Source organism: Pantoea sp. EKM21T, assembly GCF_011800405.1.
GTDB classification, from domain to species: Bacteria; Pseudomonadota; Gammaproteobacteria; order Enterobacterales; family Enterobacteriaceae; genus Pantoea; species Pantoea agglomerans.
Genome location: NZ_JAALFV010000006.1, coordinates 351,718 through 377,893, shown reverse-complemented (window position 1 = coordinate 377,893; position 26,176 = coordinate 351,718). Strand labels below are relative to the sequence as shown.

General features: G+C 56.3%; 27 protein-coding genes. 9 read left to right on the top strand and 18 right to left on the bottom strand.

What is annotated here, in order from left to right; translation table 11 throughout:
• The 5 genes from HFD87_RS14835 to ppiA form a co-directional block, all read right to left on the bottom strand.
• The gene (locus HFD87_RS14835; RefSeq protein ID WP_022624054.1) at nucleotides 1-1,221 is read right to left on the bottom strand and encodes an aspartate aminotransferase family protein; all 1,221 of its coding nucleotides are present in this window, start codon (nucleotides 1,219-1,221) and stop codon (nucleotides 1-3) included.
• Between the two features lie 81 nt (nucleotides 1,222-1,302).
• On the bottom strand, nucleotides 1,303-1,878 hold the full coding sequence (locus HFD87_RS14830; RefSeq protein ID WP_033758980.1) for an aminodeoxychorismate/anthranilate synthase component II: 576 nt from the start codon (nucleotides 1,876-1,878) through the stop codon (nucleotides 1,303-1,305).
• A gap of 41 nt (nucleotides 1,879-1,919) precedes the next feature.
• Nucleotides 1,920-2,513: a putative adenosine monophosphate-protein transferase Fic gene (locus HFD87_RS14825; RefSeq protein WP_010253092.1), complete on the bottom strand. Its 594-nt coding sequence runs from the start codon at nucleotides 2,511-2,513 to the stop codon at nucleotides 1,920-1,922.
• Entirely contained in the window at nucleotides 2,503-2,673 is a 171-nt protein-coding gene (locus tag HFD87_RS14820; protein ID WP_010253095.1) for a YhfG family protein, read from the bottom strand. Before HFD87_RS14820 ends, HFD87_RS14825 begins: the two co-directional genes overlap by 11 nt.
• Nucleotides 2,674-2,772: 99 nt before the next feature.
• On the bottom strand, nucleotides 2,773-3,345 hold the full coding sequence (gene ppiA, locus HFD87_RS14815) for a peptidylprolyl isomerase A (RefSeq protein ID WP_003852970.1): 573 nt from the start codon (nucleotides 3,343-3,345) through the stop codon (nucleotides 2,773-2,775).
• 261 nt (nucleotides 3,346-3,606) lie between these two features.
• Between ppiA and tsgA the strand changes: the two genes are divergently transcribed.
• Nucleotides 3,607-4,785, top strand: coding sequence for an MFS transporter TsgA (gene tsgA, locus HFD87_RS14810; RefSeq protein WP_031593897.1), 1,179 nt, complete (start codon nucleotides 3,607-3,609; stop codon nucleotides 4,783-4,785).
• Nucleotides 4,786-4,818: 33 nt separating this feature from the next.
• On the opposite strand, the gene HFD87_RS14805 is transcribed toward tsgA, so the two are convergent.
• Nucleotides 4,819-6,096 (bottom strand): cytosine deaminase, encoded by a 1,278-nt coding sequence (locus tag HFD87_RS14805; RefSeq protein ID WP_060681196.1) that lies wholly within the window; start codon nucleotides 6,094-6,096, stop codon nucleotides 4,819-4,821.
• A gap of 217 nt (nucleotides 6,097-6,313) precedes the next feature.
• Between HFD87_RS14805 and nirB the strand changes: the two genes are divergently transcribed.
• The 3 genes from nirB to cysG are packed head-to-tail and all read left to right on the top strand — an operon-like array spanning nucleotide 6,314 to nucleotide 10,587.
• Nucleotides 6,314-8,854, top strand: a complete 2,541-nt coding sequence (gene nirB / locus HFD87_RS14800; RefSeq protein WP_167423599.1) for a nitrite reductase large subunit NirB — start codon at nucleotides 6,314-6,316, stop codon at nucleotides 8,852-8,854.
• The gene (gene nirD, locus HFD87_RS14795; RefSeq protein WP_010253107.1) at nucleotides 8,851-9,177 is read left to right on the top strand and encodes a nitrite reductase small subunit NirD; all 327 of its coding nucleotides are present in this window, start codon (nucleotides 8,851-8,853) and stop codon (nucleotides 9,175-9,177) included. The genes nirB and nirD overlap by 4 nt, the downstream gene beginning before the upstream one ends.
• Before the next feature lie 45 nt (nucleotides 9,178-9,222).
• Nucleotides 9,223-10,587, top strand: a complete 1,365-nt coding sequence (gene cysG / locus HFD87_RS14790) for a siroheme synthase CysG (protein ID WP_167423598.1) — start codon at nucleotides 9,223-9,225, stop codon at nucleotides 10,585-10,587.
• Between the two features lie 58 nt (nucleotides 10,588-10,645).
• On the opposite strand, the gene trpS is transcribed toward cysG, so the two are convergent.
• From trpS to aroK, 7 genes are all read right to left on the bottom strand, one after another.
• A complete protein-coding gene (trpS, locus tag HFD87_RS14785; protein ID WP_010253111.1) occupies nucleotides 10,646-11,647 on the bottom strand; it encodes a tryptophan--tRNA ligase in 1,002 nt (333 codons plus the stop codon).
• Between the two features lie 16 nt (nucleotides 11,648-11,663).
• Nucleotides 11,664-12,341, bottom strand: coding sequence for a phosphoglycolate phosphatase (locus HFD87_RS14780; protein WP_010253114.1), 678 nt, complete (start codon nucleotides 12,339-12,341; stop codon nucleotides 11,664-11,666).
• Nucleotides 12,325-13,008: a ribulose-phosphate 3-epimerase gene (rpe, locus tag HFD87_RS14775; protein WP_010253116.1), complete on the bottom strand. Its 684-nt coding sequence runs from the start codon at nucleotides 13,006-13,008 to the stop codon at nucleotides 12,325-12,327. The genes HFD87_RS14780 and rpe overlap by 17 nt, the downstream gene beginning before the upstream one ends.
• Nucleotides 13,009-13,075: 67 nt before the next feature.
• Nucleotides 13,076-13,891 carry an adenine-specific DNA-methyltransferase gene (gene dam / locus HFD87_RS14770; RefSeq protein WP_010671570.1) on the bottom strand — a complete coding sequence of 272 codons (816 nt, stop codon included), beginning with the start codon at nucleotides 13,889-13,891 and terminating at the stop codon, nucleotides 13,076-13,078.
• 93 nt (nucleotides 13,892-13,984) lie between these two features.
• Nucleotides 13,985-15,037, bottom strand: coding sequence for an SPOR domain-containing protein (locus tag HFD87_RS14765; RefSeq protein WP_022624046.1), 1,053 nt, complete (start codon nucleotides 15,035-15,037; stop codon nucleotides 13,985-13,987).
• A gap of 72 nt (nucleotides 15,038-15,109) precedes the next feature.
• Entirely contained in the window at nucleotides 15,110-16,198 is a 1,089-nt protein-coding gene (gene aroB, locus HFD87_RS14760; protein ID WP_010253124.1) for a 3-dehydroquinate synthase, read from the bottom strand.
• 38 nt (nucleotides 16,199-16,236) lie between these two features.
• Nucleotides 16,237-16,758 carry a shikimate kinase AroK gene (gene aroK, locus HFD87_RS14755; RefSeq protein WP_003852989.1) on the bottom strand — a complete coding sequence of 174 codons (522 nt, stop codon included), beginning with the start codon at nucleotides 16,756-16,758 and terminating at the stop codon, nucleotides 16,237-16,239.
• Nucleotides 16,759-16,855: 97 nt separating this feature from the next.
• Here aroK and HFD87_RS14750 point away from each other — a divergent pair, with 97 nt between their 5' ends.
• The gene (locus HFD87_RS14750; protein WP_223265993.1) at nucleotides 16,856-17,029 is read left to right on the top strand and encodes a hypothetical protein; all 174 of its coding nucleotides are present in this window, start codon (nucleotides 16,856-16,858) and stop codon (nucleotides 17,027-17,029) included.
• Nucleotides 17,030-17,120: 91 nt separating this feature from the next.
• On the opposite strand, the gene hofQ is transcribed toward HFD87_RS14750, so the two are convergent.
• Genes hofQ through pilM form a run of 5 tightly spaced genes read right to left on the bottom strand, consistent with a single transcriptional unit; the run spans nucleotide 17,121 to nucleotide 20,539 of the window.
• Nucleotides 17,121-18,392, bottom strand: a complete 1,272-nt coding sequence (hofQ, locus tag HFD87_RS14745; RefSeq protein ID WP_167423597.1) for a DNA uptake porin HofQ — start codon at nucleotides 18,390-18,392, stop codon at nucleotides 17,121-17,123.
• On the bottom strand, nucleotides 18,331-18,714 hold the full coding sequence (locus HFD87_RS14740; RefSeq protein WP_022624044.1) for a DNA utilization family protein: 384 nt from the start codon (nucleotides 18,712-18,714) through the stop codon (nucleotides 18,331-18,333). Before HFD87_RS14740 ends, hofQ begins: the two co-directional genes overlap by 62 nt.
• Nucleotides 18,704-19,198 carry a hypothetical protein gene (locus tag HFD87_RS14735; protein ID WP_033773010.1) on the bottom strand — a complete coding sequence of 165 codons (495 nt, stop codon included), beginning with the start codon at nucleotides 19,196-19,198 and terminating at the stop codon, nucleotides 18,704-18,706. Before HFD87_RS14735 ends, HFD87_RS14740 begins: the two co-directional genes overlap by 11 nt.
• A complete protein-coding gene (locus HFD87_RS14730) occupies nucleotides 19,191-19,733 on the bottom strand; it encodes a PilN domain-containing protein (RefSeq protein ID WP_031292127.1) in 543 nt (180 codons plus the stop codon). Before HFD87_RS14730 ends, HFD87_RS14735 begins: the two co-directional genes overlap by 8 nt.
• Complete coding sequence (gene pilM / locus HFD87_RS14725; protein ID WP_167423596.1) at nucleotides 19,733-20,539, bottom strand: type IV pilus biogenesis protein PilM; 807 nt, start codon at nucleotides 20,537-20,539, stop codon at nucleotides 19,733-19,735. Before pilM ends, HFD87_RS14730 begins: the two co-directional genes overlap by 1 nt.
• Nucleotides 20,540-20,655: 116 nt before the next feature.
• Here pilM and mrcA point away from each other — a divergent pair, with 116 nt between their 5' ends.
• The 4 genes from mrcA (at nucleotide 20,656) to HFD87_RS14705 (ending at nucleotide 26,135) form a co-directional block, all read left to right on the top strand.
• A complete protein-coding gene (gene mrcA / locus HFD87_RS14720; protein ID WP_022624040.1) occupies nucleotides 20,656-23,205 on the top strand; it encodes a peptidoglycan glycosyltransferase/peptidoglycan DD-transpeptidase MrcA in 2,550 nt (849 codons plus the stop codon).
• A 486-nt stretch (nucleotides 23,206-23,691) separates the two neighbouring features.
• Nucleotides 23,692-24,102 carry an N-acetyltransferase gene (locus HFD87_RS14715; RefSeq protein WP_033780989.1) on the top strand — a complete coding sequence of 137 codons (411 nt, stop codon included), beginning with the start codon at nucleotides 23,692-23,694 and terminating at the stop codon, nucleotides 24,100-24,102.
• A 24-nt stretch (nucleotides 24,103-24,126) separates the two neighbouring features.
• Nucleotides 24,127-24,816, top strand: a complete 690-nt coding sequence (locus HFD87_RS14710) for a helix-turn-helix transcriptional regulator (RefSeq protein WP_022624038.1) — start codon at nucleotides 24,127-24,129, stop codon at nucleotides 24,814-24,816.
• Between the two features lie 20 nt (nucleotides 24,817-24,836).
• Complete coding sequence (locus HFD87_RS14705; RefSeq protein WP_167423595.1) at nucleotides 24,837-26,135, top strand: cytosine permease; 1,299 nt, start codon at nucleotides 24,837-24,839, stop codon at nucleotides 26,133-26,135.
• The last annotated feature ends 41 nt before the right edge of the window (nucleotides 26,136-26,176 follow it).

Below are 26,176 nucleotides of genomic sequence, written 5' to 3'. Positions count from 1 at the left end.
CTAGCCGTTGAGCACGTTGCCGACGGCCGTGGCGAAGCGGCTCATGCCCTCTTCGATATCGGCAGGCTCAATGATCAGTGACGGGGCAAAACGCATCACGTCGGTGCCGGCAACCAGCACCATCACGCCTTCTGCGGCCGCGGCATTCAGGATATCGCGTGCTTTACCGGCATGCTGCGGTTTCAGCGCCGCGCCAATCAGCAGACCCTTGCCGCGAATATCGCTGAAGAGATCATACTTCGCATCGATGGCCTGCAGCGCCGTGACAAAGTGCTGACGACGTGTCTCAACGCCTGCCAGCACCTCCGGCGTATTGATAATATCGAGCGCAGTTTCGGCGATGGCGCAGGCGAGTGGATTGCCGCCATAGGTGGTGCCATGCACGCCCGGCGCCATGGTCGAGGCGATCTCGTTAGTGGTCAGCATGGCGCTGACCGGGAAACCGCCGCCCAGCGCTTTGGCTGAGGTCAGAATATCGGGCTGGATGCCATAATGCTCATAGGCGAATAGCTTGCCGCTGCGCCCCATGCCGCTCTGCACTTCATCCAGCACCAGCAGCGCCTGGTGCTGATCGCAAAGCTCACGCAGTCCCTGCATAAATTCCTGCGTTGCGGGCACGACGCCGCCCTCACCCTGAATCGGTTCAACCACAATGGCGCAGGTATGATCGTCAATGACCGCTTTTACTGCGTTCAGATCATTGAACGGCACATGGACGATATCCGCCGGTTTAGGCCCGAACCCATCAGAATATTTTGGCTGTCCGCCGACCGTGACGGTAAACAGCGTCCGGCCATGAAAGGCGTTATGAAAGGCGATAATCTTACTTTTGAATGGGCTGTGACGTTTGCAGGCGTAGTAGCGCGCCAGCTTAAAGGCGGCCTCGTTGGCTTCGGCCCCGGAGTTAGCGAAGAAGACCCGCTCGGCAAAGGTCGCCTGAATTAACTTACTGGCAAGACGCAGCGCCGGTTCGTTGGTGAAGACGTTGCTGGTGTGCCACAGCGTCTCGCCCTGACTTTTCAGCGTCTCGACCAGCGCAGGATGGCAGTGTCCAAGTGCGGTGACGGCGATACCACCTGAGAAATCGATATACTCTTTGCCCTGCTGATCCCATACACGACTGCCCTTGCCTTTTACCGGCACGAACTGCGCAGGTGCATAAACAGGCAAAATAACGTTATCGAACGTCTCCCGCGTGACCGCAATTTTTTCCGCTGCCATTGATGACCCCATTTAGATGATTGATGTGCAACTTTGAAATAATAATCACAAAATATGCATAAAAAATCACTCAAAGGCAACTTATTGCTCAAGGAAATTGCGCAGCAGCTGATGTCCCTGCTCGCTGAGAATGCTTTCGGGATGGAACTGCACGCCTTCCAGCGCCAGGGTTTTATGGCGGAATCCCATAATTTCGTCAGGCTCGCCGTCACGCACCGTCCAGGCAGTCACCTCGAAGGCATCTGGCAGGGAGTCGCGCTGTACAATCAGCGAATGGTAGCGGGTCACGGTCAGTGGATTATTCAGAGTGCGGAACACGCCCTGTCCGGTGTGCTGAATCGCAGAGGTTTTGCCGTGCATCACCTGACGCGCGCGCACGACCTGCGCGCCATACGCCTGCGCAATTGCCTGATGGCCCAGGCAGACGCCCAGCACCGGCAGCTGACCGGCGAAATGCCGGATCGCCGCCAGCGAAATGCCTGACTCCGACGGCGTACAGGGACCAGGGGAGATCACCAGATGAGTCAGCGGTAACGCCGCCATCTGCTCCAGCGTGATGGCATCATTGCGCACCACCTGAACCTGCGCGCCCAGCTCGCAGAAATATTGATAAAGATTCCAGGTAAAGGAGTCGTAATTGTCGATAAGCAGCAGCATGGCCAGTCCAGAATAATTACCCGCGCCGCTATTCTACGCGGTTAAGCCGCCTCGCTCACCACTTTCGCGAATACCTGCTCCAGCAGAGTCAGGTCTCCGGCCACACCAGCCTGATTCGCCGCTTTCCAGCTTTCAGCGTCAGTCTCTTCCCAGGAGAGCAGATAACCGGCATGCAGCGCCAGCTGTTCAAAGAAAATCCGCTGCGCCCGACCGTTGCCGTGGCGGAAAGGATGCAACATATTGATTTCGCAGTAGTAGTGGGCAACACGCTCAATAAACGCGTCACGTGGCAGGTCAACGAGTCCCTTCTCCTCCTCCAGCGCGGCCATCAGGGCGTTACCTTCCTTTTCGATATATTCGAAATGACAGAACGGCGTCTCATCGCGCCAGATATCGATAGTGCGCAGTTCACCAGCCCAGCTGTAGACGTCCTGAAACAGCGTACGGTGGATCTGGCGCAGGTAAGGCAGTCCAGGATTACGGGGGCCCAGCTCCAGCGTGGCGGCACGCGCCGCACTAAAACTCAGCTCCGCCTTACGTAGCTGCGCGGCATCGTGAATATCGGGCAGGTTTTTCAGCACATTGTCATGCTGCCACAGGTAGGGATCCTGGCTGACGGCGGTATTAGAGTCCATATTGCCTCCTCAGTGACGCCAGACGTGCGGCCGCATCATCGCTGTTTACGCTGGTTTCATTTGGCGAGAAGCCTTCCAGCCGACAGCTGGCCTGATAGCTGGCGCTACGCCGCTGTCGCCACAGGGTGACCTTCTGTTTTTCGGTGAGTTTGTTCGCCATGCCGCCTCCTGCTCAGGTTTTTGCCCTAAGTATAAGAGCAAATTCTGGCTTTGCCGGATGCGGCAGGCGGTCGCCATCCGCAGATGGCGACGAACGGACTTAAGGCAGGACTTTGGCGGAGAGGATAACTACCGGTTTGGATGGAACATTCTGGTAAGGACCCACATCTTTGGTCGGTACCTGAGAAATTTTTTCAACCACATCCTGACCTTTCACAATCTTACCAAATACGGCATAGCCAAAATCGCGCTGTCCGTGATCAAGGAATGCATTATCCGCGACGTTGAGGAAGAACTGGCTGGTCGCACTGTCTTTATCGGCGGTACGCGCCATGGAAATCGTGCCGCGCAGGTTACGCAGGCCATTATCCGCTTCATTCTTGATCGGCGCGTTGGTCTGCTTCTGCTGCATGTCCGTAGTGAAGCCCCCACCCTGCACCATAAAGCCCGGGATCACGCGGTGAAAAATGGTGTTGTTGTAAAAACCGTTGTTGACGTAATCAACGAAGTTTTTCACAGAAACCGGCGCTTTCTGGTTATTCAGTTCGAGTTCGATATTGCCGGCGGAGGTGGTGAGCAGAACGTGGGTGTCACCTTTTGCAGCCAGCGCCTGGGCGGAAACGGAAGAGAGCGCTAACAGGGTGATGGCCGCTGTTAAAGTACGTTTAAACATGAAAGATTCCTTACCTGGGAGAGCGGGCACAAAAACGTGATTGATTGTAAAGAGACTCTATTCCAGGAGCCAGCGTTTTACCTATATTTACGCTGTGGCAGCAAATGGGGGGAGCAAACGTTAAACCCCGGCAATTACGTGATTAAAATCACACAACACATGAAATATGGATCTCTGGTTTCACTGGTTGTTTATTAAGATCACGGTTCCGTTTACACTTTCTGACACTTTTTGGCACCCGGTTCTCAACAGGTTCAGAACATGACAAACCGTAATCGTATTGGCCTCACCTGGATAAGCTTCTTCTCCTACGCGCTTACCGGCGCGCTGGTGATTGTTACCGGCATGGTAATGGGCGATATCGCAAAAGATTTCCAGATCCCCATCTCCAGCATGAGTAATACCTTCACCTTCCTCAACAGCGGCATACTGGCGGCGGTTTTCCTGAACGCCTGGCTGATGGTGATTGTGCCACTGAAGCGTCAGCTGATTTTCGGCTTCGTCCTGATGGTACTGGCGATAATCGGGTTGATGACCAGCCGCGATCTGACCGTCTTCTCGCTCTGTATGTTTGTGCTGGGCGTGGTCAGCGGCATTACTATGTCGATCGGCACCTTCCTGATCACCCATATGTATGAAGGCCGCCAGCGCGGTTCGCGCCTGCTGTTTACCGACTCCTTCTTCAGCATGGCGGGCACGCTGTTTCCGGTGCTGGCGGGGATTCTGCTTGCGCGTCAGCTGCCGTGGTACTGGGTCTACGTCTGCATCGGCTTTATCTACGTCGCGATCTTCATCATGACGCTGTTTGTCGAGTTCCCGGTGCTGCGTAAGCCCGAAAACAGCCCGACAGTTGAGAAAGAAAAATGGGGTGTGGGCGTGCTGCTGCTGGCAGTGGCGGCGCTCTGCTACATTCTGGGCCAGCTTGGCTTTATCTCCTGGGTGCCGGAATATGCCACCAAAGTCATGGGCATGAATATTAATGATGCCGGACAACTGGTGGGCAGCTTCTGGACCGCGTATATGGTGGGGATGTGGGCCTTCAGCTTCCTGCTGCGCTTCTTCGATCTGCAACGCATTCTGATGGTGCTGGCGGGACTGGCTACCGTGCTGATGTACTGGTTCGTCAGCAGCCAGGATGCCAGCATGCTGAAGTGGATCATTATGGTGTTGGGCTTCAGCTCCAGCGCGATTTACACCACCATCATCACGCTCGGCTCGCTGCAGACCAAAGTGGCGTCACCGAAGCTGGTGAACTTCATTCTGACCTGCGGCACCGTCGGCACCATGCTGACCTTCGTGGTGACCGCGCCGATTGTTGAGAAGAGCGGCGTGCACACGGCGCTGGCCACCGCTAACGGCCTCTACGCGGTGGTGTTTGTGATGTGTGTCCTGCTGGGGCTGGTCACTAAACATCGCTCGCACGGTCACGTTACGCATTAATCATTCAGGGCGGCGATAGATCGCCGCCCTGCTTTAACGCCGGAAGTCTATCCGCTCCCGCTCCCGCCAGTAAATCTCGCTTTCTGCGGGCTTTGTCTCTGCCACCACAATGCCGCGACGCAGTGAGTAGCGCACCGGAACCTGTCTTCTTACTGCATCAAAACCACTCTCTGCCGGCAGAATAATCAGGCTGGCATCGTTGCCGGTCTGAATGCCATAGCCTGACAGCTGCAGCGTCTTCGCGCTGTTATGCGTAATCAGATCCAGACCCGCATCAATCTGCTCATAGCCCATCAACTGACAGACGTGTAAGCCCATATGCAGCACCTGCAGCATGCTGGCGGTACCCAGCGGATACCAGGGATCGAACACATCGTCGTGGCCGAAACAGACGTTAATCTCCGCCTCCAGCATCTCTTTCACCCGCGTAATGCCGCGCCGCTTAGGGTAGGTATCAAAGCGGCCCTGCAGGTGAATATTGACCAGCGGATTCGCGACAAAATTAATGCCCGACAGCTTAAGCAGTCGAAACAGTCGTGAGGTATATGCGCCATTGTAAGAGTGCATCGCGGTGGTATGACTGGCCGTCACGCGCACGCCGTTGCCATCGCGATGCGCCAGCGCCGCCACGGTTTCCACAAAGCGCGACTGTTCATCATCGATCTCATCGCAGTGAACATCGATCAACCGATCATAGCGGTTAGCCAGCGCAAAAGTTTTATGCAGCGACTCAACACCATATTCACGGGTGAATTCGTAATGCGGGATCGCGCCGACCACATCCGCGCCCAGCCGCAATGCCTCCTCCAGCAGCGCTTCACCGTTGGGATAAGAGAGAATACCCTCCTGGGGAAAAGCAACAATCTGGATAGTGATCCACGGCGCCATCTCCGCCTTTAGCTCCAGCATCGCTTTAAGCGCCGTCAGTGACGGGTCAGAAACGTCAACATGAGTACGGACAAACTGAATGCCGTTGGCAATCTGCCACTTCAGCGTCTGCATCGCCCGCCGCTTAACATCTTCATGACTGAGCATGGCTTTGCGTTCAGCCCAGCGCTCAATGCCTTCAAACAGCGTACCGGACTGGTTCCACGCAGGTTCGCCAGCGGTCTGGGTGGTATCCAGATGAATATGCGGCTCAATAAAAGGCGCGCAGGCTAAGCCACCCTCGCCGTCCAGCGATTCATCCGCCGGTGAAGCGTGCTGCGGCTGGGCTGAGAGCCGGGCAATTTTGCCATCGGCGATGGCGATCTGCCATAACCCATCCCGCCAGGGTAAACGCACGTTATTGATCCACTTAGGTGACATCATTGCCGACTCCTTTTCCGGTTTTGTGTTTTAAAACTAACACGATTCAGGTGACCCGCCGCAAGCCCGAATAATCAGCGGGTTAGCCGCACCAGAAAAAATTATTTCAAATCAACCATATACCTCTTAATGGGTATATGGCGTCGTGGTTGATGTATATCAATAAGTGCCGGAAACGGCGCGCTATTGTAGCCGCAGATATCGCAAATTTGAGGCAAAAATGAGCAAGCACAATGTCGTCGTTATCGGTAACGGCATGGTCGGCCACCGCTTCATAGAAGAATTACTAGAGAAAGCGGAACCTGACCAGTTTTCGCTGACCGTCTTTTGTGAAGAACCCCGCGTCGCCTATGATCGTGTCCACCTGTCCGCCTACTTTTCCCATCACACCGCTGAAGAATTGTCGCTGGTTCGTGAAGGCTATTACGACAAACATCAGGTCAATCTGCTGCTGGGTGAACGCGCCATCACCATTAATCGTGATGAGAAACTCATCCACTCCAGTACCGGTCGCGCGGTGCATTACGATACGCTGATTTTTGCCACCGGCTCTTATCCGTGGATCCCGCCAATTAACGGTGCTGAAGGCAGCGACTGCTTTGTCTATCGCACCATCGAAGATCTCAACGCCATCGAAGCCTGTTCGCGCCGCAGCAAACGCGGCGCGGTGATTGGCGGCGGCCTGCTGGGGCTGGAAGCGGCGGGCGCACTGAAAAATCTGGGCATTGAAACCCACGTCATTGAATTTGCGCCGGTGCTGATGGCGGAGCAGTTAGATCAGCAAGGCGGTGAGCAGCTTCGTCGCAAGATTGAGCAGATGGGTGTACGGGTCCACACCGGTAAAAACACCCAACAGATTGTGCATCACGAGCAAGGCGGCAAAACGCTGCAGTTTGCTGATGGCAGCGCGCTGGAGGTCGATTTCATCGTCTTCTCCACCGGCATTCGCCCGCAGGACAAACTGGCGAAACAGTGTGGATTAGCACTGGGGCCGCGCGGCGGCATCGCCATTGATGACCAGTGCCGGACCAGCGATCCCACTATCTACGCTATCGGTGAGTGCGCTGCCTGGCAGAATCGTGTCTATGGCCTGGTAGCGCCGGGTTACAAAATGGCCCAGGTCGCCAGCGACCATCTGCTGGGCCGCGACAATGCGTTTACCGGCGCGGACATGAGCGCCAAACTGAAGCTGCTGGGTGTTGATGTTGGCGGCATTGGCGATGCGCGCGGCACCACGCCAGGCGCTCGCAGCGTGGTCTGGCTGGATGAGAGCAAATCGATCTACAAGCGCCTGATTATCAGCGAAGATCAGAAAACCCTGCTGGGTGCCGTCCTGGTGGGCGACACCAGCGACTATGGCAACCTTCTGCAGCTGGTGCTGAATGGTATTCCGCTGCCTGCTAATCCGGAAGCGCTGATTCTGCCAGCCGGCAGCGGGGATAAACCGGCCATCGGCGTCGATTCTCTGCCTGATACCGCACAAATCTGCTCCTGCTTTGACGTCAGTAAAGGCGACATCATTAAGGCGGTACAGGGTGGCTGTCATACCGTGGCAGCACTGAAAAGCAGCACCCGTGCCGGCACCGGTTGCGGCGGCTGTATCCCACTGATCACCCAGGTTCTCAACAGTGAACTCAGCCGTCAGGGCATTGAGGTCAATAACCATCTTTGCGCCCACTTCGCCTGGTCACGTCAGGAGCTTTATCACCTGATTCAGGTAGAGGAGATTAAAACCTTTGACGAACTGCTGGCCCGCTATGGTCAGGGTTACGGCTGTGAAGTGTGCAAGCCGGTGGTTGGCTCACTGCTCGCCTCCTGCTGGAATGAGTATGTGCTCAAACCCCAGCACGCGCCGTTACAGGACAGCAACGACCTCTATCTTGGCAACATCCAGAAAGATGGCACCTACTCGGTGATCCCGCGCTCGCCCGGCGGTGAAATCACGCCTCAGGGACTGAAAGTGATTGGCGAGATCGCCGAGCGCTATCAGCTCTACACCAAAATTACCGGCTCTCAGCGTATCGGTCTGTTTGGCGCGCAGAAAGACGATCTGCCCGCTATCTGGTCACAGCTGATCGACGCCGGATTTGAAACCGGCCAGGCCTACGCCAAGGCGCTGCGGATGGCGAAAACCTGCGTTGGCAGCGCCTGGTGCCGTTATGGCGTGGGTGACAGCCTCGGCTTCGGCGTGATGCTGGAGAACCGCTACAAAGGCATCCGTACGCCGCACAAGATGAAGTTTGGCGTCTCTGGCTGCACCCGTGAATGTGCAGAAGCACAGGGCAAAGATGTCGGCATTATCGCGACGGAAAAAGGGTGGAACCTCTACGTCTGCGGCAACGGCGGCATGAAGCCGCGCCATGGCGATCTGCTGGCGGCCGATCTCGATCAGCAGACGCTGATCACCTATCTCGACCGTTTCATGATGTTCTATATCCGCACCGCCGACAAACTGCAGCGCACCTCGCTGTGGCTGGAGAGTCTGGAAGGCGGCATCGACTATCTGCGTAAGGTGATTGTGGATGACAAACTTGGCCTCAACGGCCAGATGGAGCAGCAGCTGGCGGCGCTGCGCGCCAGCGTCAACTGTGAATGGAAAGCGACGCTGGAAGATAAGGATCACCTGACGCGCTTTGCCCACTTTATCAACTCGCCGCAGCGCGATCCTGGCGTGCAGCGGGTCGCGGAGCGCGACCAGCACCGCCCGGCACGCGCCGATGAACGCATTACCGTGACCCTGATTGAGGAGACCGAATCATGAGCCAGTGGAATCCGGTGTGTCCGCTGACGCAGATCCTGCCCGCTACGGGCGTCTGCGCGCTGGTCAAAGGCCAGCAAGTTGCTATCTTCCGTCCCCGCAACGATGAGCAGCTCTATGCCATCAGCAATATCGATCCCTTTGCCGATGCCAGCGTGCTGTCACGCGGCATTATTGCTGAACATCAGGATGCGCTCTGGGTTGCCAGCCCGCTGAAAAAGCAGCGTTTCCGTCTTAGCGATGGCTACTGCATGGAGGATGAAACGCGCTCCGTGGCGGCCTGGCCGGTGCGGGTCAATGCCGGACAGGTTGAAGTCTGCCTGTAACTCCCGTCAACAGCCCGCCTCCGCGGGCTTTTTTAAGGACGTCTGATGGACTACTTCCCCTTGTTCTGCCGCCTGCAGGGCCGACGCTGCCTGCTGGTCGGCGCAGGTGGCGTGGCTGAGCGGAAAGCCCGCCTGCTGCTGGAGGCCGGCGCCGAGCTGCTGGTCGGTGCCCTTGATTTCTCCCCCGCCTTCCGGCAATGGGCGCAGCAGGAAACCATCACGCTGCTGCCAGGGGCGTTTGATCCGCACTGGCTCACCGGCTGCTGGCTGGTGGTCGCCGCGACCAGCGATGATGCGGTTAATCAGCAGGTGGCTGAAGCCGCCGAAAAACAGCAGATCTTCTGCAATCTGGTGGATGCGCCGCAGCAGGCCAGCGCCATTATGCCGTCGATTATCGATCGTTCCCCGCTGATGGTCGCCGTCTCTTCCGGTGGACGCGCGCCGGTACTGGCGCGCCTGTTGCGGGAGAAGCTGGAGGCGATGCTGCCGCAACACCTTGGCCAGCTGGCTCAGCTGGCAGGCACTCTGCGCGCGCGGGTGAAACAGCAATTCAGCTCTGTCAGTGCCCGCCGCCACTTCTGGGAACGCTTCTTTAACAGCGAGCGGCTGGCCCAGACGCTGGCCAACGGCGACAGTGAACGCGCGGAGCAGATTACCGACCAGCTCTTTAACGCTGACCTTCGCCAACAGGGTGAAGTGGCGCTGGTCGGTGCCGGTCCGGGTGATGCCGGATTACTGACCCTTAAAGGCTTACAGCTGATCCAGCAGGCAGACGTCATCGTCTATGACCGGCTGGTCTCCGATGAGATCCTGAATCTGGTGCGCCGCGATGCCGAGCGCATTTTTGTCGGGAAACGCGCCGGACATCACTGCGTACCGCAGGATGAGATCAACCAGCTGCTCTGCGAACAGGCGCAGCGTGGAAAACGGGTCGTGCGGCTGAAAGGCGGCGATCCCTTTATCTTTGGTCGCGGCGGTGAAGAGCTGGAAGCGCTGGCGCAGCGGCAGATTCCGTTCAGCGTGGTGCCGGGGATTACCGCCGCATCGGGCTGTGCGGCTTACAGCGGTATTCCCCTGACCCACCGCGATCATGCGCAGAGCGTCAGACTGGTTACCGGACATCTGCAGAAAGAGGGCTCGCTCGCCTGGCAGACGCTGGCGGCGGAACAGCAGACGCTGGTCTTTTATATGGGGCTCACGCAGGCCGGAGAGATTCAGCAGCAGTTGATAAAGCACGGTATGCGCAGCGATATGCCGGTGGCGCTGGTGGAAAACGGCACCACTACGCGTCAACGCGTGGTCACCGGGACACTGAGCGAGCTGGAGGCGTTAGCCGGTCAGGTGACCAGTCCCAGCCTGATGATCATCGGCAGCGTGGTAAGTCTGCGTGACAGCCTGCGCTGGTTCTGAGTCCGGCAAATAAAAACGGCGGGCACAATGCCCGCCGTCCTGGTTGTCTGCTCAGCCATTACGGCATCGCGACAAAGCCTACCGCCTGATACACCTTCTTCAGCGTTTCCTGCGCCTGTGCGCGTGCTTTGGCCGCGCCATCACGCATCACCTGCTCCAGCAGTGCTTCATCGTTGCGGAAGCTGTGATAACGCTCCTGCAGCTCAGAGAGCATACCCGACACAGCATCGGCTACTGCGCCCTTCAGGTGACCATACATCTTGCCTTCGAACTCCTGCTCCAGCTCGGCGATAGTTTTACCGGTCACGCCCGACAGAATATCCAGCAGGTTAGAGACGCCCGCTTTCTCTTTGATATCGTAGCGCACCACTGGCGGCTCTTCAGAATCGGTGACGGCGCGTTTAATCTTCTTCACGACCGCTTTCGGATCTTCCAGCAGGCCGATCACGTTATTGCGGTTATCGTCAGACTTGGACATCTTCTTCGTCGGTTCCAGCAGCGACATCACGCGCGCGCCAGACTTCGGAATCAACGGCTCTGGTACTTTGAAGATATCGCCATAAATCGCATTGAAGCGATGCGCGATATCGCGGCTCAGCTCCAGATGCTGCTTCTGATCTTCACCCACCGGCACCTGATGGGTCTGATAGAGCAGAATGTCAGCCGCCATCAGCACCGGATAGTCGAACAGACCGGCGTTAATGTTCTCTTCGTAACGCGCTGATTTATCCTTGAACTGCGTCATACGGCTCAGTTCACCGAAGTAGGCATAGCAGTTCAGGATCCAGCTCAGCTGCGTGTGCTCTGGCACATGCGACTGAACAAAGATGGTGCTTTTTTGCGGGTCGATACCACAGGCCAGATAGAGCGCCAGCGTGTCCAGCGTCGCTTTACGCAGTGCAACAGGATCCTGACGCACGGTGATCGCGTGCAGATCAACGATGCAATAAATGCAGTGGAAATCATCCTGCATCTGCACCCACTGACGCAGCGCTCCCATATAGTTGCCAATGGTCAGTTCGCCGGACGGCTGTGCGCCGCTGAAAACGATGGGTTTCATACTTATGTCCTGATATTTACAGCCCCAGAGCGGGCAAAAGTTCGTCGAAAGAGTCGAGGGTTAAATCGGGCTGGCTGGTGGCAATCGGCTCGCCATAGTTATAGCCAAAGGTCATGCCGATATTGGGTACGCCCGCCGCCTGTGCCGCCTGGATATCATTGCGTGAGTCGCCGACAAACAGCAACTCATTCGGCAACACACCAAAGGTGCCCAGCACCATAAAAATTGCCGCAGGATGCGGTTTTTTAACCGGCACATCATCGCCACCGATAATCAGCGAAAACGCATCAGCAATGCCAAGCGACTCCAGCAGCGGTGCCACAAACGGCGTCGGCTTGTTGGTGACTATCGCCATCGGCAGCCCGGCAGCCTTTAATGCGGCCAGCGTCTGCTTTACCTGTGGAAACAGCGTACTGCCCGCATCCACGGTATCGGCATAATGCCGGTCAAACAGTGCCCGCGCATCACGCTGCTCTTCCGGCTGCGGCTCACGGCCCAGCGCGAAGGTCAGCGCGCGGGCCATCATGATATCCGCGCCGTTGCCAATCCAGGTTGAGACACGCTCAAGGCCCGCCTGCGGCAGACGGAGGTCATTCAGCGTGCGGTCAATCGCATCGGCCAGGCCGGGTGCGCTATCCACCAGTGTCCCATCAAGATCAAACGCCAGCGCACGAATATCAGTGAAATGAGCCATTGGCCTTCTCCAGTTCGTTGCGCATATCATCGATCACTTTTTTATAGTCAGGGTGACCGAAGATCGCGGAACCGGCGACAAACATGTCGGCACCGGCGGCAGCGATCTGGCCAATATTGTCGATCTTCACGCCGCCATCCACTTCAAGACGAATGCTGTAACCACTCTGATCGATACGCCTGCGCGCTTCACGCAGTTTATCCAGTGTGCCAGGAATAAATGACTGACCGCCAAAGCCGGGGTTCACTGACATCAGCAGAATGATATCCAGCTTATCCATGACGTAATCGAGGTAGCTCAGCGGGGTCGCCGGGTTAAACACCAGACCCGCTTTGCAGCCATGCTCTTTGATGATTTGCAGGGTGCGGTCAACGTGTTCGCTGGCTTCGGGATGAAAGGTGATGTAGGTGGCACCCGCTTTGGCGAAATCAGGGATCAGCGCATCTACCGGCTTCACCATCAGATGCACATCGATGGGGGCAGTGATGCCATAGTCGCGCAGTGCTTTCAGCACCATCGGACCCATGGTCAGATTAGGCACGTAGTGGTTGTCCATCACGTCGAAGTGAACCACGTCACCTCCGGCCGCCAGCGCTTTGGCTGTGTCTTCGCCCAGGCGAGCAAAGTCCGCCGAAAGGATTGAAGGGGCCAGCAAATATTGTTTCATCCGATTCTCCCACTGTTGTGCGCCAGCACGCAGGCTGGCGTAATGCGTTGGTCGCGGACGAAACAGACTAGCTATAAAGTGCCAGCAGTTCGTCGACCTTGGTGCGACCCGTTATGCTTCGGCTGATAGAACGCCGGGCTTTGACCACATGTAACTCTGCATCCTGATACCATAAACGCGTCAGTGCAGTGTCGTGGTTAGAAATCAGTACCGGAATCCGGTCCTCCGACGAAGCCAGCTTTGCCGCTAACGCCGCCAGGTTCTCCTGCTCACGCAGGCTGAAGCTGTTGGTGTGATAAGCCGTGAAATTGGCCGTTGCCGACAGCGGCGCATAAGGCGGATCGCAATAGACTACCGAGCCTTTACCGGCATTGGTCAGGGTAACATCGTACGATTCACAGACAAACGTCGCTTTTTGCGCACGCTCGGCAAACCATAACAGTTCTGCTTCCGGAAAGTAGGGTTTGCGATAGCGGCCAAACGGCACGTTGAACTCGCCACGCAGGTTATAGCGACAGAGGCCGTTGTAACAGTGACGGTTCAGATAGAGGAACAACAGCGCGCGCAGGTAGGCGTCGGTGCTGGTGTTAAATTCGGTGCGACGCTGGTAATAACAGATCTCGTTGTTACTTTCCGGCGTAAACAGCAGCTGCGCGTCACGGATGAAATCCGCCGTGCGCGTTTTAACAATGTTATAGAGATTAATCAGGTCACTGTTGATATCAGCCAGATGGTAGCGATCAAATTCAGTGTTCAGAAACACCGAACCCGCGCCAACAAAGGGTTCTACCAGACAGTCGCCTTGCGGCAGATGGCGATGGATCTCTTCTACTAAGGGAAATTTTCCCCCTGCCCATTTCAGGAAAGCGCGATTTTTTTTCATGCTGTCGTGGTTATTACATCTTATTGTGAGGCTGTGGCTGGACCGACAGCAGATCTGCGCTTAAAACGGGGCCAGAAACTGGCCCCACATCCGCTATTGGCTGGCTTCTTTCTTCACCTGGCTTACTGGTTTAACCCACGGGTTCTTCGCACGCACTTCGGCAGGCAGTGAGGCTACCGCGCGTTTGGCATCAGCCGGTGTGGCATAGGAACCACTCACCAGCACGTACCACGACTGACCGTTACGGGTGGTTTTGTAGACGTGATACCCACTCAGATTCTGCTGCTTAGCCCAGGCATTCAGGCTTTCCGCCTTCGATGCACCGCTCAGCTGCAGGGTATAGCTGCCGCCTGGCAATGATTTGCTGGCTGAACTGCTGCCTGCCGCCGCAGTGGCCGGAGCAGAAGGGGCTGGCGTACGTGCTGGCGTGGTATGTGTTTTGCTGTCACGGGTTGCAGGCTTCGAAGCAGTTTTATGCGATGAATCGTGCGCCGGACGGGCAGAAGCGTTTGATTTGTTTGGCGTCTGACGGCCTGCAGGGGCCGTAACCGGATTCGCAGCCGTTCCGGCATTGCCGCTGACCGTGGCAGGGGCTGTTGGCAGTGAACTGCCACCCTGCGTGCCCATCGCGGCACTGTCGACCTGCTGCTGCTGATTACTCAGCGCGCTGTTCAGATCGCCCGGCAGCGTGACACGCTGCTGATTTGCTGGCGTCTCAACAGGGGCGGCCTGCGTAGGCGTTGAAGCCACAGGCGGCATTGAGACGTCGCGCTGCGGGTCAGACGCAGCATTACCGCTGGTCGCCGCGTTATTTTCGCTGGTAGCTGGCGTGGTCTGCCCGCCGGTTGGCGTCGTCTGTCCACCTGACATGGAAGAGGAGCCAGCCAGGTCGATGTTCTTCTCACTGCCGGAACCGCCGCCAGCGGCAGGCGTATTGCCCGCAGTCGCAGGTTTTTTCTCATCCGGGCCATTCAGCGCCGAACCAATACCCAGTACCAGTAACAGCAGAACCAGGATCCCGACACCCATCATGATGCGCTGGCGCGAAACCGGTATTTTGGCTGCGGGAGACGACTTACGAGGGCGCGAGGGACGGCGATCGCTGGCGTCAGGTTTTAACTCATCTTCCGGTTTAAACTCATCCATTTTGCCTCCTCCGTAAAGCGGCATTCCGCACTGCGCACCCTGCGCGCCGCGTCACCACTCAACTGCTTAATCTCAGGATTGCTGACAATCATTAATTGCAGCCAGCACCATATCATGTGCCACGCCACCACGCACTTCAGAGCGGCCAATCGACAGCGGGAGTACCAGCCGCAATTCGCCCGCCAGAACTTTCTTATCGCGCATCATGTGCGGCAGATACATCTCCGCACTCATCGCCTCCGGCCCATGTACCGGCAAACCGGCACGCAGGAACAGGGCAATAATGCGATCCGTCTCCTGCGCCTGGAACTGCCCCAGGCGTTCAGCCGTGCGTGCCGCCATCACCATGCCCGCTGCAATCGCTTCACCGTGCAGCCAGTTGCCATAGCCCATGTGTGCTTCAATCGCATGACCAAAAGTATGGCCCAGATTCAGCAACGCCCGCTGACCGTTTTCACGTTCATCGGCGGCCACGACTTCGGCTTTCAGTTCACAGCAGCGACGAATGCAGTACGCCAGCGCCTGTTCATCCAGCGCCAGCAGGGCATCAAGATTCTGCTCCAGCCACTGGAAAAACGCACCGTCGAGGATGATGCCGTACTTAATCACTTCCGCCAGACCCGACGCCAGTTCGCGCGCGGGCAACGTCTGCAGACAGGCAGTATCAATCACCACCGACGCGGGTTGATAAAACGCGCCGATCATGTTTTTGCCCAGCGGATGGTTAACGGCCGTTTTGCCGCCAACCGAAGAGTCGACCTGCGACAGTAAGGTGGTCGGTACCTGAATAAAGCGTACGCCACGCTGATAACTGGCCGCAGCAAAACCGGTAAGATCGCCAATGACGCCGCCGCCTAAGGCGATAAGCGTCGTATCACGACCGTGCGGCTTTTGCAGGAGCGCGGTAAAAACCTGATCCATCACGGCCAGCGTCTTATATTGCTCGCCGTCGGGTAAGATCACCTGATCCACTTTTACACCTGCCGCCGTCAGCAGCGCCGTCAGCTGGTCAAGATAAAGCGGAGCCAGCGTCTGGTTTGTCACCACCATGGCGTTTTCGCCCGCGGTTAGCGGCCAAAAAGAAGCCGGATCGTTAAACAGTCCGGCAGCGATAGTGATGGGGTAACTGCGTTCCCCCAGTGAGACGGTGATCTTCTCCATGATGCCCGATACCTGTTAAGGAGCCTTCGAACGTTGGATCAACTTTTTTCCAACATGTGGATAATCTGATTCGCCACCACTTTCGCACTCTGATCATCTGTGCGAATGGTTACATCGGCGATCTCTTCGTAGAGCGGGTTACGTTCGCCAGCCAGCGCTTCGAGCACTTCACGCGGCGGTGAATCCACCTGCAGCAACGGACGTTTTTTGTCACGTTGGGTGCGCGCCAGTTGCTTCTCGATGGTGGTTTCAAGATAAACCACAACACCGCGGGCGGAGAGACGATTACGCGTTTCCCGGGATTTGACGGAACCACCGCCTGTCGCCAGGACGATGCCTTGCTTCTCGGTCAGTTCGTTAATGATTTTTTCTTCGCGATCGCGAAAGCCAGCTTCGCCTTCGACATCAAAAACCCAGCCCACATCCGCTCCGGTGCGTCGCTCAATTTCCTGATCGGAATCGAAGAACTCCATGTTGAGTTGCTGAGCCAACTGACGACCAATAGTGCTTTTGCCGGCACCCATCGGCCCAACCAGAAAGATATTGCGTTTCTCTGCCATTTTGTCGGTATTACTAAGAATTCGTTAATGATACCCCGCGTTCAGCATTTGCTGGCGGGACAGGAACTGAGACCTCATGAGCGTTAGCAAGAGTCAGATGAAAAATTATCTCAACACTCAAGGCTGTTTGGCAACCGATTATATTGCCTTCAGCACATCCATTTCTGAATTGGCCTGTGTTCGCGAAACTGTAACGCGCCAGCGCTGCGTCTTTACAACGCTGCGTACAGAGGAGTTTTCTGATCTGTTTGCCGGGATTTACCCAGCATAGACGGTTACACCGTATTGAAAATCGCTAAACCTTGTAAGCTAATTCCTCTCCTGCGTCAACGCAGATGGCCTTAAGGGACGCATTTTCCGTTTTATCCAGCCGTAAGCGCTGCTTCCCTGACCAATCGCGGCGTAATGAAGATCACCAGCTCTCTTTTTTTGCGCTGATCAGATTGCTGGCGAAACAACCCGCCAATCAGCGGCACATTTCCCAGTAGCGGCACCTGATTCTGTCCGCGGGTGCGCTGCTGCTGAAAGATACCGCCTAACGCCAGTGTTTGCCCGTCACTGACCGTGACCTGGGTCTCAATTTCCTGTTTATCGATGGATAATATGTCGCTATCGCCGGTTCTGATGCTGCGACCCGGCATATTCTGACTGATATGGATCTTCAGCTGGATGCGACCATTGCCGGAAATCGTCGGTGTCACCTCCATACCCAGTACCGCTTCTTTAAACTCAATACTGGTGGCACCGCTGTTTCCTGCCGACACTTCATAAGGAATTTCTGTGCCCTGCTTAATCGAAGCGGTCTGCTGATGTGAGGTAAAGAGGCGCGGACTGGCGATGATTTCAATCTGGTTCTCCTGCTCCAGCGCACTTAACTCCAGATCCAGAAGCTGCCCTCCGATGCGCGCCAGCGCCATTCCCACGCTGATGCCGGGTGAACTCACCGCCAGCGGAACATCCAGCCGGGGATGATGCAGGATATCATTTACTGCGGCGTCCCCCGCCTGCAATCCCCACTTCACGCCCAGCTCCTGCAGATGCTCCTCGCTGATAGTGACGATGTGGGCTGACAGTTCAATCTGTTCCAGTGGCAGATCCAGCGCCCGTATCCAGCGCTCCGTCTCTTTTAAAGCCGCCGCACTATCGCGCAGTAACAATGCGTTGGTGCGTTTGTCGACCGTCACGCTACCGCGCGGCGTCATCAGCGACTGACGCTCACTCAGCAGGCTGGCATACACCTCGCTGGCGCTGGCATAACGCAATATCACAGCGCGCTGTTGCAAAGGAACCTGCTGCAACTGCGACTGCTGCTCAGCCTCACGTGCCTGCTGCTGAGCCTGCTGCCAGCTTTCCGGATAGACCAGCAGGACATTATCCTGTTCAACCAGCGTCAGCTTTGCCATGCGCGCCACCAGGTTGAGCGCCTGATGCCAGGGCAGGTTATCCAGCCGCAGCGATAACGAACCTTCAACCTCTGGCGCAATCATCAGATTGATCTGCTGATAGTCAGCCAGCGCCTGCAAAATACGCTCTACCGGGGCGTTATCAAAAGTCAGACTGAGAGGTTCCTCATCAGCGGCGTGAACCGGCGGCAGGCAGCTTAGTAGCAGCAGCAGAGTGGTTATCCTTATCATGCGAACGTCCTTTTAAATAAAATGCGGTCTGTTGTGCGTTGCAGCTATTCGGCACCGCTAAGGTGAGGCTGCGGCGGGTCATATCCGCCAGTTGCCAGGGTGCGAATGGAAATGGCTTGCCGGTGCGGGCCGTAATACTCTCTCCCTGCGGGGTCAGCAGCCAGGCATGGAAATGCGCCTCCCGGCCAATAATCCCCTGCAGACGCCAGCCGGTGAGCGGTTCCACTGACGCCTCACAGACGGAACCGGCTACAGGCCGGAACGGATCGCGCGCCAGTACGCCGCCACAGCACAACAGTAAAATCAACAGACTATGGCGCATCGTCAGGTTCCAGCCAGAGTTGAGCCACCAGGTACTGCGGCTGCGCCAGCAGCTGGAAATGCACCGGAAACGGTGCGGAAGCCTGGGCAAGCTCGGCAAAAAGCGACTGGAACGCCGGCCACTGCAGATGCAGCGTCAGCATGCGTGAGGGGGCGTCCGGCTGCCACTCTTCCAGCTGGCTACGGCGTGCCGCCAGGATCTCTTCCACTGCACGGCCCGATGCAGATGCTGATCTCGCGATCTGTATCGACTGCAGCTGCGCCTGCAACTGTGCATTATCGGGGTTCTGACGCCACTGGTGCTGGCGCAGCTGCAGAGTGCGGGTCAACTGCAACAGCGTCTGCTGTTCAGCAATGAGCGCCTGCTGCTGTGGCCGTAACCACAGGATCCAGGAGAGCAGCAGCAGACCGGATAAGAGCGCGGCGAGCAAGCCATAGCGCGCAATAGCGGCCATCTGCCACCAGCGCTCCCACCATTCACTCACTGTTCACCTCCTGCATCTCTGCCCGCAGTGAAAACCGATAATGGCCATCAGCCTGACGCTTAACCCCGCCCTGCTTCACCAGACCAAACAGGGCCACAGTGGTTAATTGCTGGCGGAACTGTCGGACTGCCGCCATATCCTGTGCCCGCCCCTCCAGTGTCAGACGGTTGTCGCGCTTTTCCAGCCGGGTCAGCCAGGCGGTGTCGGGCAGCAACGCGGGTAAATCGAGCCAGAACTGCTGCCAGGCGGCCAGTTGTGCAGCCTGCTGGCGATGCTTCGCCTGCTGTTTTTGCACGACTGCGAGCTGCTCCAGTAACTGCTTCTGTTGCGCTAACTGCTGCCCAAGGCTTTCCAGCGCCTGCTGCTGCGTCCTGCTCGCCTGCGCCACCTGCTGACGCGTCTGCTGTATCCGCCAGGTTTGCTGCATCACCACCAGTAACAGGGCGCCAGTCGCCAGTGACAGCACGACCAGGCTCTGTCGCCGCTGCTGTTGCCGACGGCGCTGCCGCCAGGGCAGCAGATTAACCGCGACCATCACTCATCTCCGTCGCGCAGCGCCAGCCCGGCCGCCAGCGCAAAAGCGCCCGGATTCTCCGGCAAAGGTGGCTGCTTATAACGAAACAGATCAAAAGGGGAAAACGCGCTAACGTCTGCAGGCAACGGCGTCTGCTCTGCGGTACACCAGGCGACAGAACGCGCCCCGGGAAAGGCCTGCCGTTGCAGTGCCTCCAGCGTGGCGGCTTCGCCTGTGTCAGCAGCGGTGTGCGCATCGCTCCAGAGCCAGCGGTTATCCTGCTGCAGAACCAGCACCGCGTCGTCCTGCAGCGCTGCCTGCCGGGCTAACCGCTTCAGCGCCTCGGTGGTCAGTTCGAACACCTGCGGCTTTAAACCCGCCTGCAACAGGGGTGCCGCCCACTGGTCGATAATCTCCAGCCGCGCTGCCGTGACGCAGAGCTGCCCGCTCTGCACATCCGGCCGGTAATCCAGCGCCAGCGCAGCGGGCTCCAGCGGAAAGAGACGGCGCGCGGCCGCCTGCACGTAGTGCCCCAGCGCGGGCTCCTTCAGCGACTGCGCAGGCAGGGGAAGCTGGCGCTGCAGCACCAGCTGGGCAGGCAGTCCGACCCGCAGCGAATAATGGCGTGGCAACCGCTGACGCCAGGCCGTTAAGGCCGCCAGTAATTCAGGCGAAGATTGCAGCACGCCGCTTCTTAACGTATCTTGCGGCAGCCGCTGCTGCCACCAGTGGCGTAGCTGCCAGCCATCACGACGAGGCTGGAGGGCCAGGGCGCAAATCTGCCTATTCTGAATATCCAGCCCAATTTGCCAGGTATGAAAAGCCATACGCGCGATCTCCTTATCGTCCGGGAAAATGGACATATCAAAGCGTCTGGCTTGCCTTTATACTACCGCGCGGTTGTTTATAAACTGCTCAAACGACAACAGATGGGAAATTCCAGGTGAAGTTCGTAAAGTATTTATTGATCCTTGCAGTGTGTTGCATCCTGTTGGGAGCTGGCTCGATTTATGGTTTATACAAATACATAGAGCCACAGCTGCCCGACGTAAACACGCTGAAAGATGTGCGTCTGCAAACCCCTATGCAGGTTTACAGCGCCGATGGCGATCTGATCGCCCAGTATGGCGAAATGCGCCGTATTCCTTTGACTCTGCAGCAAGTGCCACCTGTGATGGTGAAAGCGTTTATTGCGACCGAAGATAGCCGTTTTTATGAGCACCATGGTGTTGATCCGGTGGGTATTTTCCGTGCGGCCAGCGTTGCGCTGGTCTCCGGTCACGCCTCGCAGGGTGCCAGTACTATCACTCAGCAGCTGGCCCGTAACTTCTTCCTGAGCCCGGAACGCACCCTGATGCGTAAAATAAAGGAAGCGTTCCTGGCGATCCGCATTGAGCAGTTGCTGAACAAAGATGAAATCCTTGAGCTCTACCTGAATAAGATCTACCTCGGCTACCGTGCTTATGGCGTCGGCGCAGCCTCACAGGTCTATTTTGGTAAGCCGGTTGACCAGCTGTCGCTGAGTGAGATGGCGATGATTGCCGGTCTGCCGAAAGCCCCTTCCACCTTTAACCCGCTTTACTCGCCGAGTCGTGCCCTGTCGCGCCGCAACGTGGTGCTGGCGCGTATGCTGGATCAGCATTACATCACGCAGCAGCAGTATGATGAGGCGCGTAATACGCCGCTGGTCGCGAAGTATCACGGTCCGGAAATCGCTTTCTCTGCCCCCTATCTCAGCGAGATGGTGCGTCAGGAGATGGTGAAACGCTACGGTGAGAATGCCTACACCGATGGTTACAAGGTCTACACCACCGTGACCCGTCGCCTGCAGGAAGCCGCGCAGACCTCCGTTCGCAATAACGTCATGGCCTACGATATGCGTCATGGCTATCGCGGCCCGACCAGCGTGCTGTGGAAAGTGGGTGAACCGGCATGGGATCAGACGAAGATTGAGAAAGCGCTGAAGACGCTGCCGGTCTATGGTCCGCTCAATCCGGCAGTCGTAACCGAAGCGCGCAGCGATGAAGCGACGGTGATGCTGAAAGATGGCAGCAATGTGTCGCTGGCATTAGCCGGTGTGCGCTGGGCGCGTCCTTATAAGTCTGACACCGTGCAGGGCCCGACGCCGAAAAGCGTGACGCAGGTATTGCAGGCCGGCCAGCAGATCTGGGTGCGCAAGGTGGGTGATGAGTGGTGGCTGGGCCAGGTGCCGGATGTGAACTCGGCGCTGGTCTCGCTGGATCCGAATGATGGTGCGGTGCGCGCGCTGGTAGGCGGCTTTGCCTTTAACCAGAGCATGTTTAACCGTGCGACCCAGGCGCTGCGTCAGGTCGGCTCTAACATCAAGCCTTTCCTCTATACCGCCGCAATGGATCGCGGGCTGACGCTCGCCTCAATCCTTAACGATGTGCCGATTTCACGCTGGGATGCGGGTGCGGGTGCTGACTGGCGTCCCAAGAACTCACCGCCAACTTACGATGGTCCGATTCGTCTGCGTCAGGGTTTAGGCCAGTCGAAAAACGTGGTGATGGTGCGTGCGATGCGTGCGATGGGCGTGGATTACGCCGCTGAGTATCTGCAGCGCTTTGGTTTCCCGGCTCAGAACATTGTTCACACCGAATCGCTGGCATTAGGTGCGGCCTCGTTTACCCCGTTACAGGTGGTGCGCGGCTACTCCGTGATGGCGAATGGCGGCTTCCTGGTCGATCCTTACTTCATCACCCGGATTGAGAACGAACAGGGCGGCCTCGTATTTGAAGAGAAACCGAAGATCGCCTGCCCGCAGTGCAATCTGCCGGTGATCTATGGCGAGACCAAAAAAGCGCTGGCCCTGAATGAAGAGAGCGTCGAGAACGTTGCAGCCTCTAATAACAACCAGAATCAGGCCGTTCCTCAGCCTGAACTGGAGCAGGTTCCCGCTCAGGCACAACAGGGTGAGCAGCAATATGCACCGCACGTGATCAACACCCCGCTCACCTTCCTGATCAAGAGCGCGCTGAACAGTAACATCTTTGGCGAACCGGGCTGGATGGGAACAGGCTGGCGTGCCGGGCGTGACCTCAAGCGTAATGATATCGGCGGTAAAACCGGTACCACTAACAGCTCGAAAGATGCCTGGTTCTCGGGTTACGGCCCTGGAGTGGTCACCTCAGTCTGGATCGGCTTTGATGATGCGCGCCGCAATCTGGGCCGCAGCACGCTCTCCGGCGCCATTCCCGATCAGATTTCGGGCTATGAAGGCGGTGCGAAGAGCGCGCAACCAGCATGGGATGAGTACATGAAGAGTGCGCTGGATGGTGTACCGGTGCAGCCGTTAACGCCGCCGGATGGTGTGGTCACGGTGACGATCGATCGCAGCACCGGCAAGCTGGCAAATGGGGGGGGTAACACCCGTCAGGAGTACTTCATCAATGGCACCCAGCCAACCGAATATTCGGTTCATGATGTGGGTACCACCATTATGGATAACGGTGAAAGTCACGAGCTGTTCTGATGTGATATCTGCAATGTGAAATATCTGAGGCTGGTCACCTGAAGTGATCAGCCTTTTTTATTGGCCCGCTTATCCTGATGAAACACGCGATGCTTTTCGTGCCTGAGCGACTCAGTCAACTGGGATGGAAAAAAAGTAAGGTAAAAGCCGGAGAGAGATCATCATCTGTTGCTGAGGAAAATGCCGATCACCCTGAGCGATCGGCATTAAATCAGTCAGATAATATAAAGCAATGTGTATGAAGCGATTCAGAAAGTGAACCTAAAAAAGAATATAGTTATTATATCGCTATGATTAGCTTAGTCTTCCCTGGTGCCAGCAAAGATAGTTATTGGCATATCAGCTGAACAACGATAACCAGCTTAATATTAATTGCGCCTAATAACAGGAGGGATATTAACTCTTGCGCATCGCTTATCATCATGATAGGAATAGAAACCCCGACATCCTCTTTTTTGATTTAATCACCTATGGATACTTTTATATATGGAAATTAAAGTGGGTCATACGCAAGACCCCAAAACTGAAGAGTATATTATTCAGCGACTCTGGCAGCATAATGGACGCTTTGCTGACATCAATATGAAAACGCTGAATGTTATCCTGTATGACGACCAGAAAAATATCCAGGGTGGCCTGTTAGCCCATACCTGGTGTGGCACGCTGGATATTCATTATTTATGGATAGAGGATGCCTGGCGCCTGCATGGCACAGGACGTCAGCTGATGCAGGCAGCGGAAGAAGAAGCGCGCAATCGAGGCTGCCATATGTCCATCGTTGATACGTTAAGTTTCCAGGCTCGTGGTTTTTACGAAAAGCTGGGTTATCGCGTCTATGGCGAACAGGATGGATATGCGCAGCGCTACGCACGTTATTATCTGGCAAAAAGATTATAATCTGAATGCTTTCAGCGAGGCGCCATGGACAGCCCATACCGTAGTATTGATGATTTCATTTCTGCATTCGCCACCACCATGGATTTATTACCGACACCCTGGGGTTTTAAGAATGCCGCATCGCAGCATCTTTATATGAATGAAGCTGCAAAAATGTATACTGCTACGCCTAAAAGTTATTTATTTGAGGGAAAAAGAGACAGTGAGTTCCCCACGCGCTGGAGTGATTGCGCCGATGAATTCTGCGAGCATGATCAACAGGTAAAATTGAATAACAGTAGCGTGGCCGTGATTGAAACCCACTACTGGTATGGCAACAATTATCTCACCCCTTTTATCAGCGAGAAATACCCTGTTTTCGACAACCGAAATCAGTGGCTGGGCTGCATCTGGAATGCACGTCCGGTGGATAACCTTACGGCAATGAGCTTTATCGATCCCAAAAAATCTTCTGTACTGACGACGCGTCTTGAGCACCCCCTTTTTACCCCCGCCGAGCTGGATGTCATTTTCCTGTTGCTACGGCGATTCAGCGCGAAAGAGATTGCCCGCATCTACAACCTCAGCGTAAAAACTATCGGTAACCGCATCACCACGCTTTATCAAAAAGCGGGGGTGCATTCGCTACAACAATTTGAGAGCTACTGTCGTGCGGAGTCACTGGAGAATTATCTGCCAGAGAGGTTTCTCAGCACAGGCGTTATTTATATATAAACCGGTAAGGAAACCATATTTTGAGTAAATTTGATGATTATCCACTGAGCCCTGTACCTGCAAATAAAAGGCTCTCACTGCTTAGCGTCGCTATTGTGCATATGGGCATGCTGACTGCGCTGGATCAGTTTATGCTTGGCGCGGTTCTGGGCAACAGTATGACGCCGGGCGAGGCGTTTACCGCAATCACTCTGGCCAGCCTGCTATTTGGCGTGCTGACCTTCGCGCTCGGCTATGCAGGGATGCGCGAGGGATTGCCGGGCAGTCTGCTGGCTCGCTGGTGTGGTTTTGGTCGCCACGGCTCAGTGTTCATTGGTCTGCTGGTCGCGGTCAGCCTGCTGGGCTGGTTCGGCATTCAGAATGCCGTTTTCGCCCGATCGCTGAGCTATGCCCTGAACGGCAAACTCAGCTTTGCAGAGTCGGCAGCGCTTTCAGGAGCCGTGTTGACTTTACTGGTTACCTTTGGCTTTAAGGCGCTGCGCTTTACCGCACGCATTGCGGTTCCGCTCTTCATCGTGCTGGTCGGCTGGATTTTCTGGCACGCTTTCCACGGCCAGTCTGGCCAGATGACGCCGCCGGTTATTGCGAGCGAAACCATTACCGTGAGCGCCGCCATTACCATGGTAATTGGCGGTGCAATCCTGGCCAGTCTGATGACTCCCGACCTGACGCGTTTCTCACGTAACGGTAAAGATGTCTTCGCCATTACGCTGCTGACCATTCTGGCGGGAGAATATGGGATTAATGGGCTGGCAATTCTGATTGCCAGAGAACTGAAGACCTCAGACATCATCGCGATTATTACTCAAACTACCAGCTCACTGGGTTTGCTGGTTGTGGTCTTTTCTACCCTGCGCATTAACGACCTGAATCTCTATTCGTCAACGCTGGGCATCGCCAATGCGATTGAAGGCTTAACCGGCTATAAACCGCGTTATCCTGTGATTACGCTGCTGCTCGGTATGCTCGGCACACTCTGTTCAATTCTTGGGATTCTTGATCGTTTTGTCGATTTTCTGGAACTTCTGGGGGTCATCTTCCCGCCGGTACTGGGCGTGATGATCATTGACTACTATGTGCTGAAAACTGACCGCCAGACGCTGGCGCTGAGCCGCAACAGCAATTCCTTACCGGCAACGTCTCAGCTTATCGGCTGGCCCGCGCTGATAGCCAGTGCAGCGGGCGGAGCTACCGGACTGTTGGTTGAGCGCGGCGTACCGGTACTTAATTCGATTCTTATGGCATGCGTGGTTTATCTGTTGACCGCCCCACTGTTGAAGCCTGCATCAGCCATACAGGAAAATGCAAGAGCAGAATAAAATCGAAACGCGCCTGCTGACCAGGCTCGTTTCCTTACTTA

What these genes read in the sequence shown, in the direction of transcription:
- HFD87_RS14820 (WP_010253095.1), bottom strand. Translation starts at nt 2,673, where the DNA reads ATGGCGAACAAACTCACCGAAAAACAGAAGGTCACCCTGTGGCGACAG.
- HFD87_RS14765 (WP_022624046.1), bottom strand. Translation starts at nt 15,037, where the DNA reads ATGGATGAGTTTAAACCGGAAGATGAGTTAAAACCTGACGCCAGCGAT.
- pilM (WP_167423596.1), bottom strand. Translation starts at nt 20,539, where the DNA reads ATGGCTTTTCATACCTGGCAAATTGGGCTGGATATTCAGAATAGGCAG.
- HFD87_RS14805 (WP_060681196.1), bottom strand. Translation starts at nt 6,096, where the DNA reads ATGATGTCACCTAAGTGGATCAATAACGTGCGTTTACCCTGGCGGGAT.
- aroB (WP_010253124.1), bottom strand. Translation starts at nt 16,198, where the DNA reads ATGGAGAAGATCACCGTCTCACTGGGGGAACGCAGTTACCCCATCACT.
- cysG (WP_167423598.1), top strand. Translation starts at nt 9,223, where the DNA reads ATGGACTACTTCCCCTTGTTCTGCCGCCTGCAGGGCCGACGCTGCCTG.
- dam (WP_010671570.1), bottom strand. Translation starts at nt 13,891, where the DNA reads ATGAAAAAAAATCGCGCTTTCCTGAAATGGGCAGGGGGAAAATTTCCC.
- trpS (WP_010253111.1), bottom strand. Translation starts at nt 11,647, where the DNA reads ATGAAACCCATCGTTTTCAGCGGCGCACAGCCGTCCGGCGAACTGACC.
- aroK (WP_003852989.1), bottom strand. Translation starts at nt 16,758, where the DNA reads ATGGCAGAGAAACGCAATATCTTTCTGGTTGGGCCGATGGGTGCCGGC.
- HFD87_RS14830 (WP_033758980.1), bottom strand. Translation starts at nt 1,878, where the DNA reads ATGCTGCTGCTTATCGACAATTACGACTCCTTTACCTGGAATCTTTAT.
- ppiA (WP_003852970.1), bottom strand. Translation starts at nt 3,345, where the DNA reads ATGTTTAAACGTACTTTAACAGCGGCCATCACCCTGTTAGCGCTCTCT.
- nirB (WP_167423599.1), top strand. Translation starts at nt 6,314, where the DNA reads ATGAGCAAGCACAATGTCGTCGTTATCGGTAACGGCATGGTCGGCCAC.
- hofQ (WP_167423597.1), bottom strand. Translation starts at nt 18,392, where the DNA reads ATGATAAGGATAACCACTCTGCTGCTGCTACTAAGCTGCCTGCCGCCG.
- tsgA (WP_031593897.1), top strand. Translation starts at nt 3,607, where the DNA reads ATGACAAACCGTAATCGTATTGGCCTCACCTGGATAAGCTTCTTCTCC.
- HFD87_RS14730 (WP_031292127.1), bottom strand. Translation starts at nt 19,733, where the DNA reads ATGGTCGCGGTTAATCTGCTGCCCTGGCGGCAGCGCCGTCGGCAACAG.
- HFD87_RS14825 (WP_010253092.1), bottom strand. Translation starts at nt 2,513, where the DNA reads ATGGACTCTAATACCGCCGTCAGCCAGGATCCCTACCTGTGGCAGCAT.
- HFD87_RS14740 (WP_022624044.1), bottom strand. Translation starts at nt 18,714, where the DNA reads ATGCGCCATAGTCTGTTGATTTTACTGTTGTGCTGTGGCGGCGTACTG.
- rpe (WP_010253116.1), bottom strand. Translation starts at nt 13,008, where the DNA reads ATGAAACAATATTTGCTGGCCCCTTCAATCCTTTCGGCGGACTTTGCT.
- HFD87_RS14835 (WP_022624054.1), bottom strand. Translation starts at nt 1,221, where the DNA reads ATGGCAGCGGAAAAAATTGCGGTCACGCGGGAGACGTTCGATAACGTT.
- nirD (WP_010253107.1), top strand. Translation starts at nt 8,851, where the DNA reads ATGAGCCAGTGGAATCCGGTGTGTCCGCTGACGCAGATCCTGCCCGCT.
- HFD87_RS14780 (WP_010253114.1), bottom strand. Translation starts at nt 12,341, where the DNA reads ATGGCTCATTTCACTGATATTCGTGCGCTGGCGTTTGATCTTGATGGG.
- HFD87_RS14750 (WP_223265993.1), top strand. Translation starts at nt 16,856, where the DNA reads ATGAAAAATTATCTCAACACTCAAGGCTGTTTGGCAACCGATTATATT.
- HFD87_RS14710 (WP_022624038.1), top strand. Translation starts at nt 24,127, where the DNA reads ATGGACAGCCCATACCGTAGTATTGATGATTTCATTTCTGCATTCGCC.
- HFD87_RS14715 (WP_033780989.1), top strand. Translation starts at nt 23,692, where the DNA reads ATGGAAATTAAAGTGGGTCATACGCAAGACCCCAAAACTGAAGAGTAT.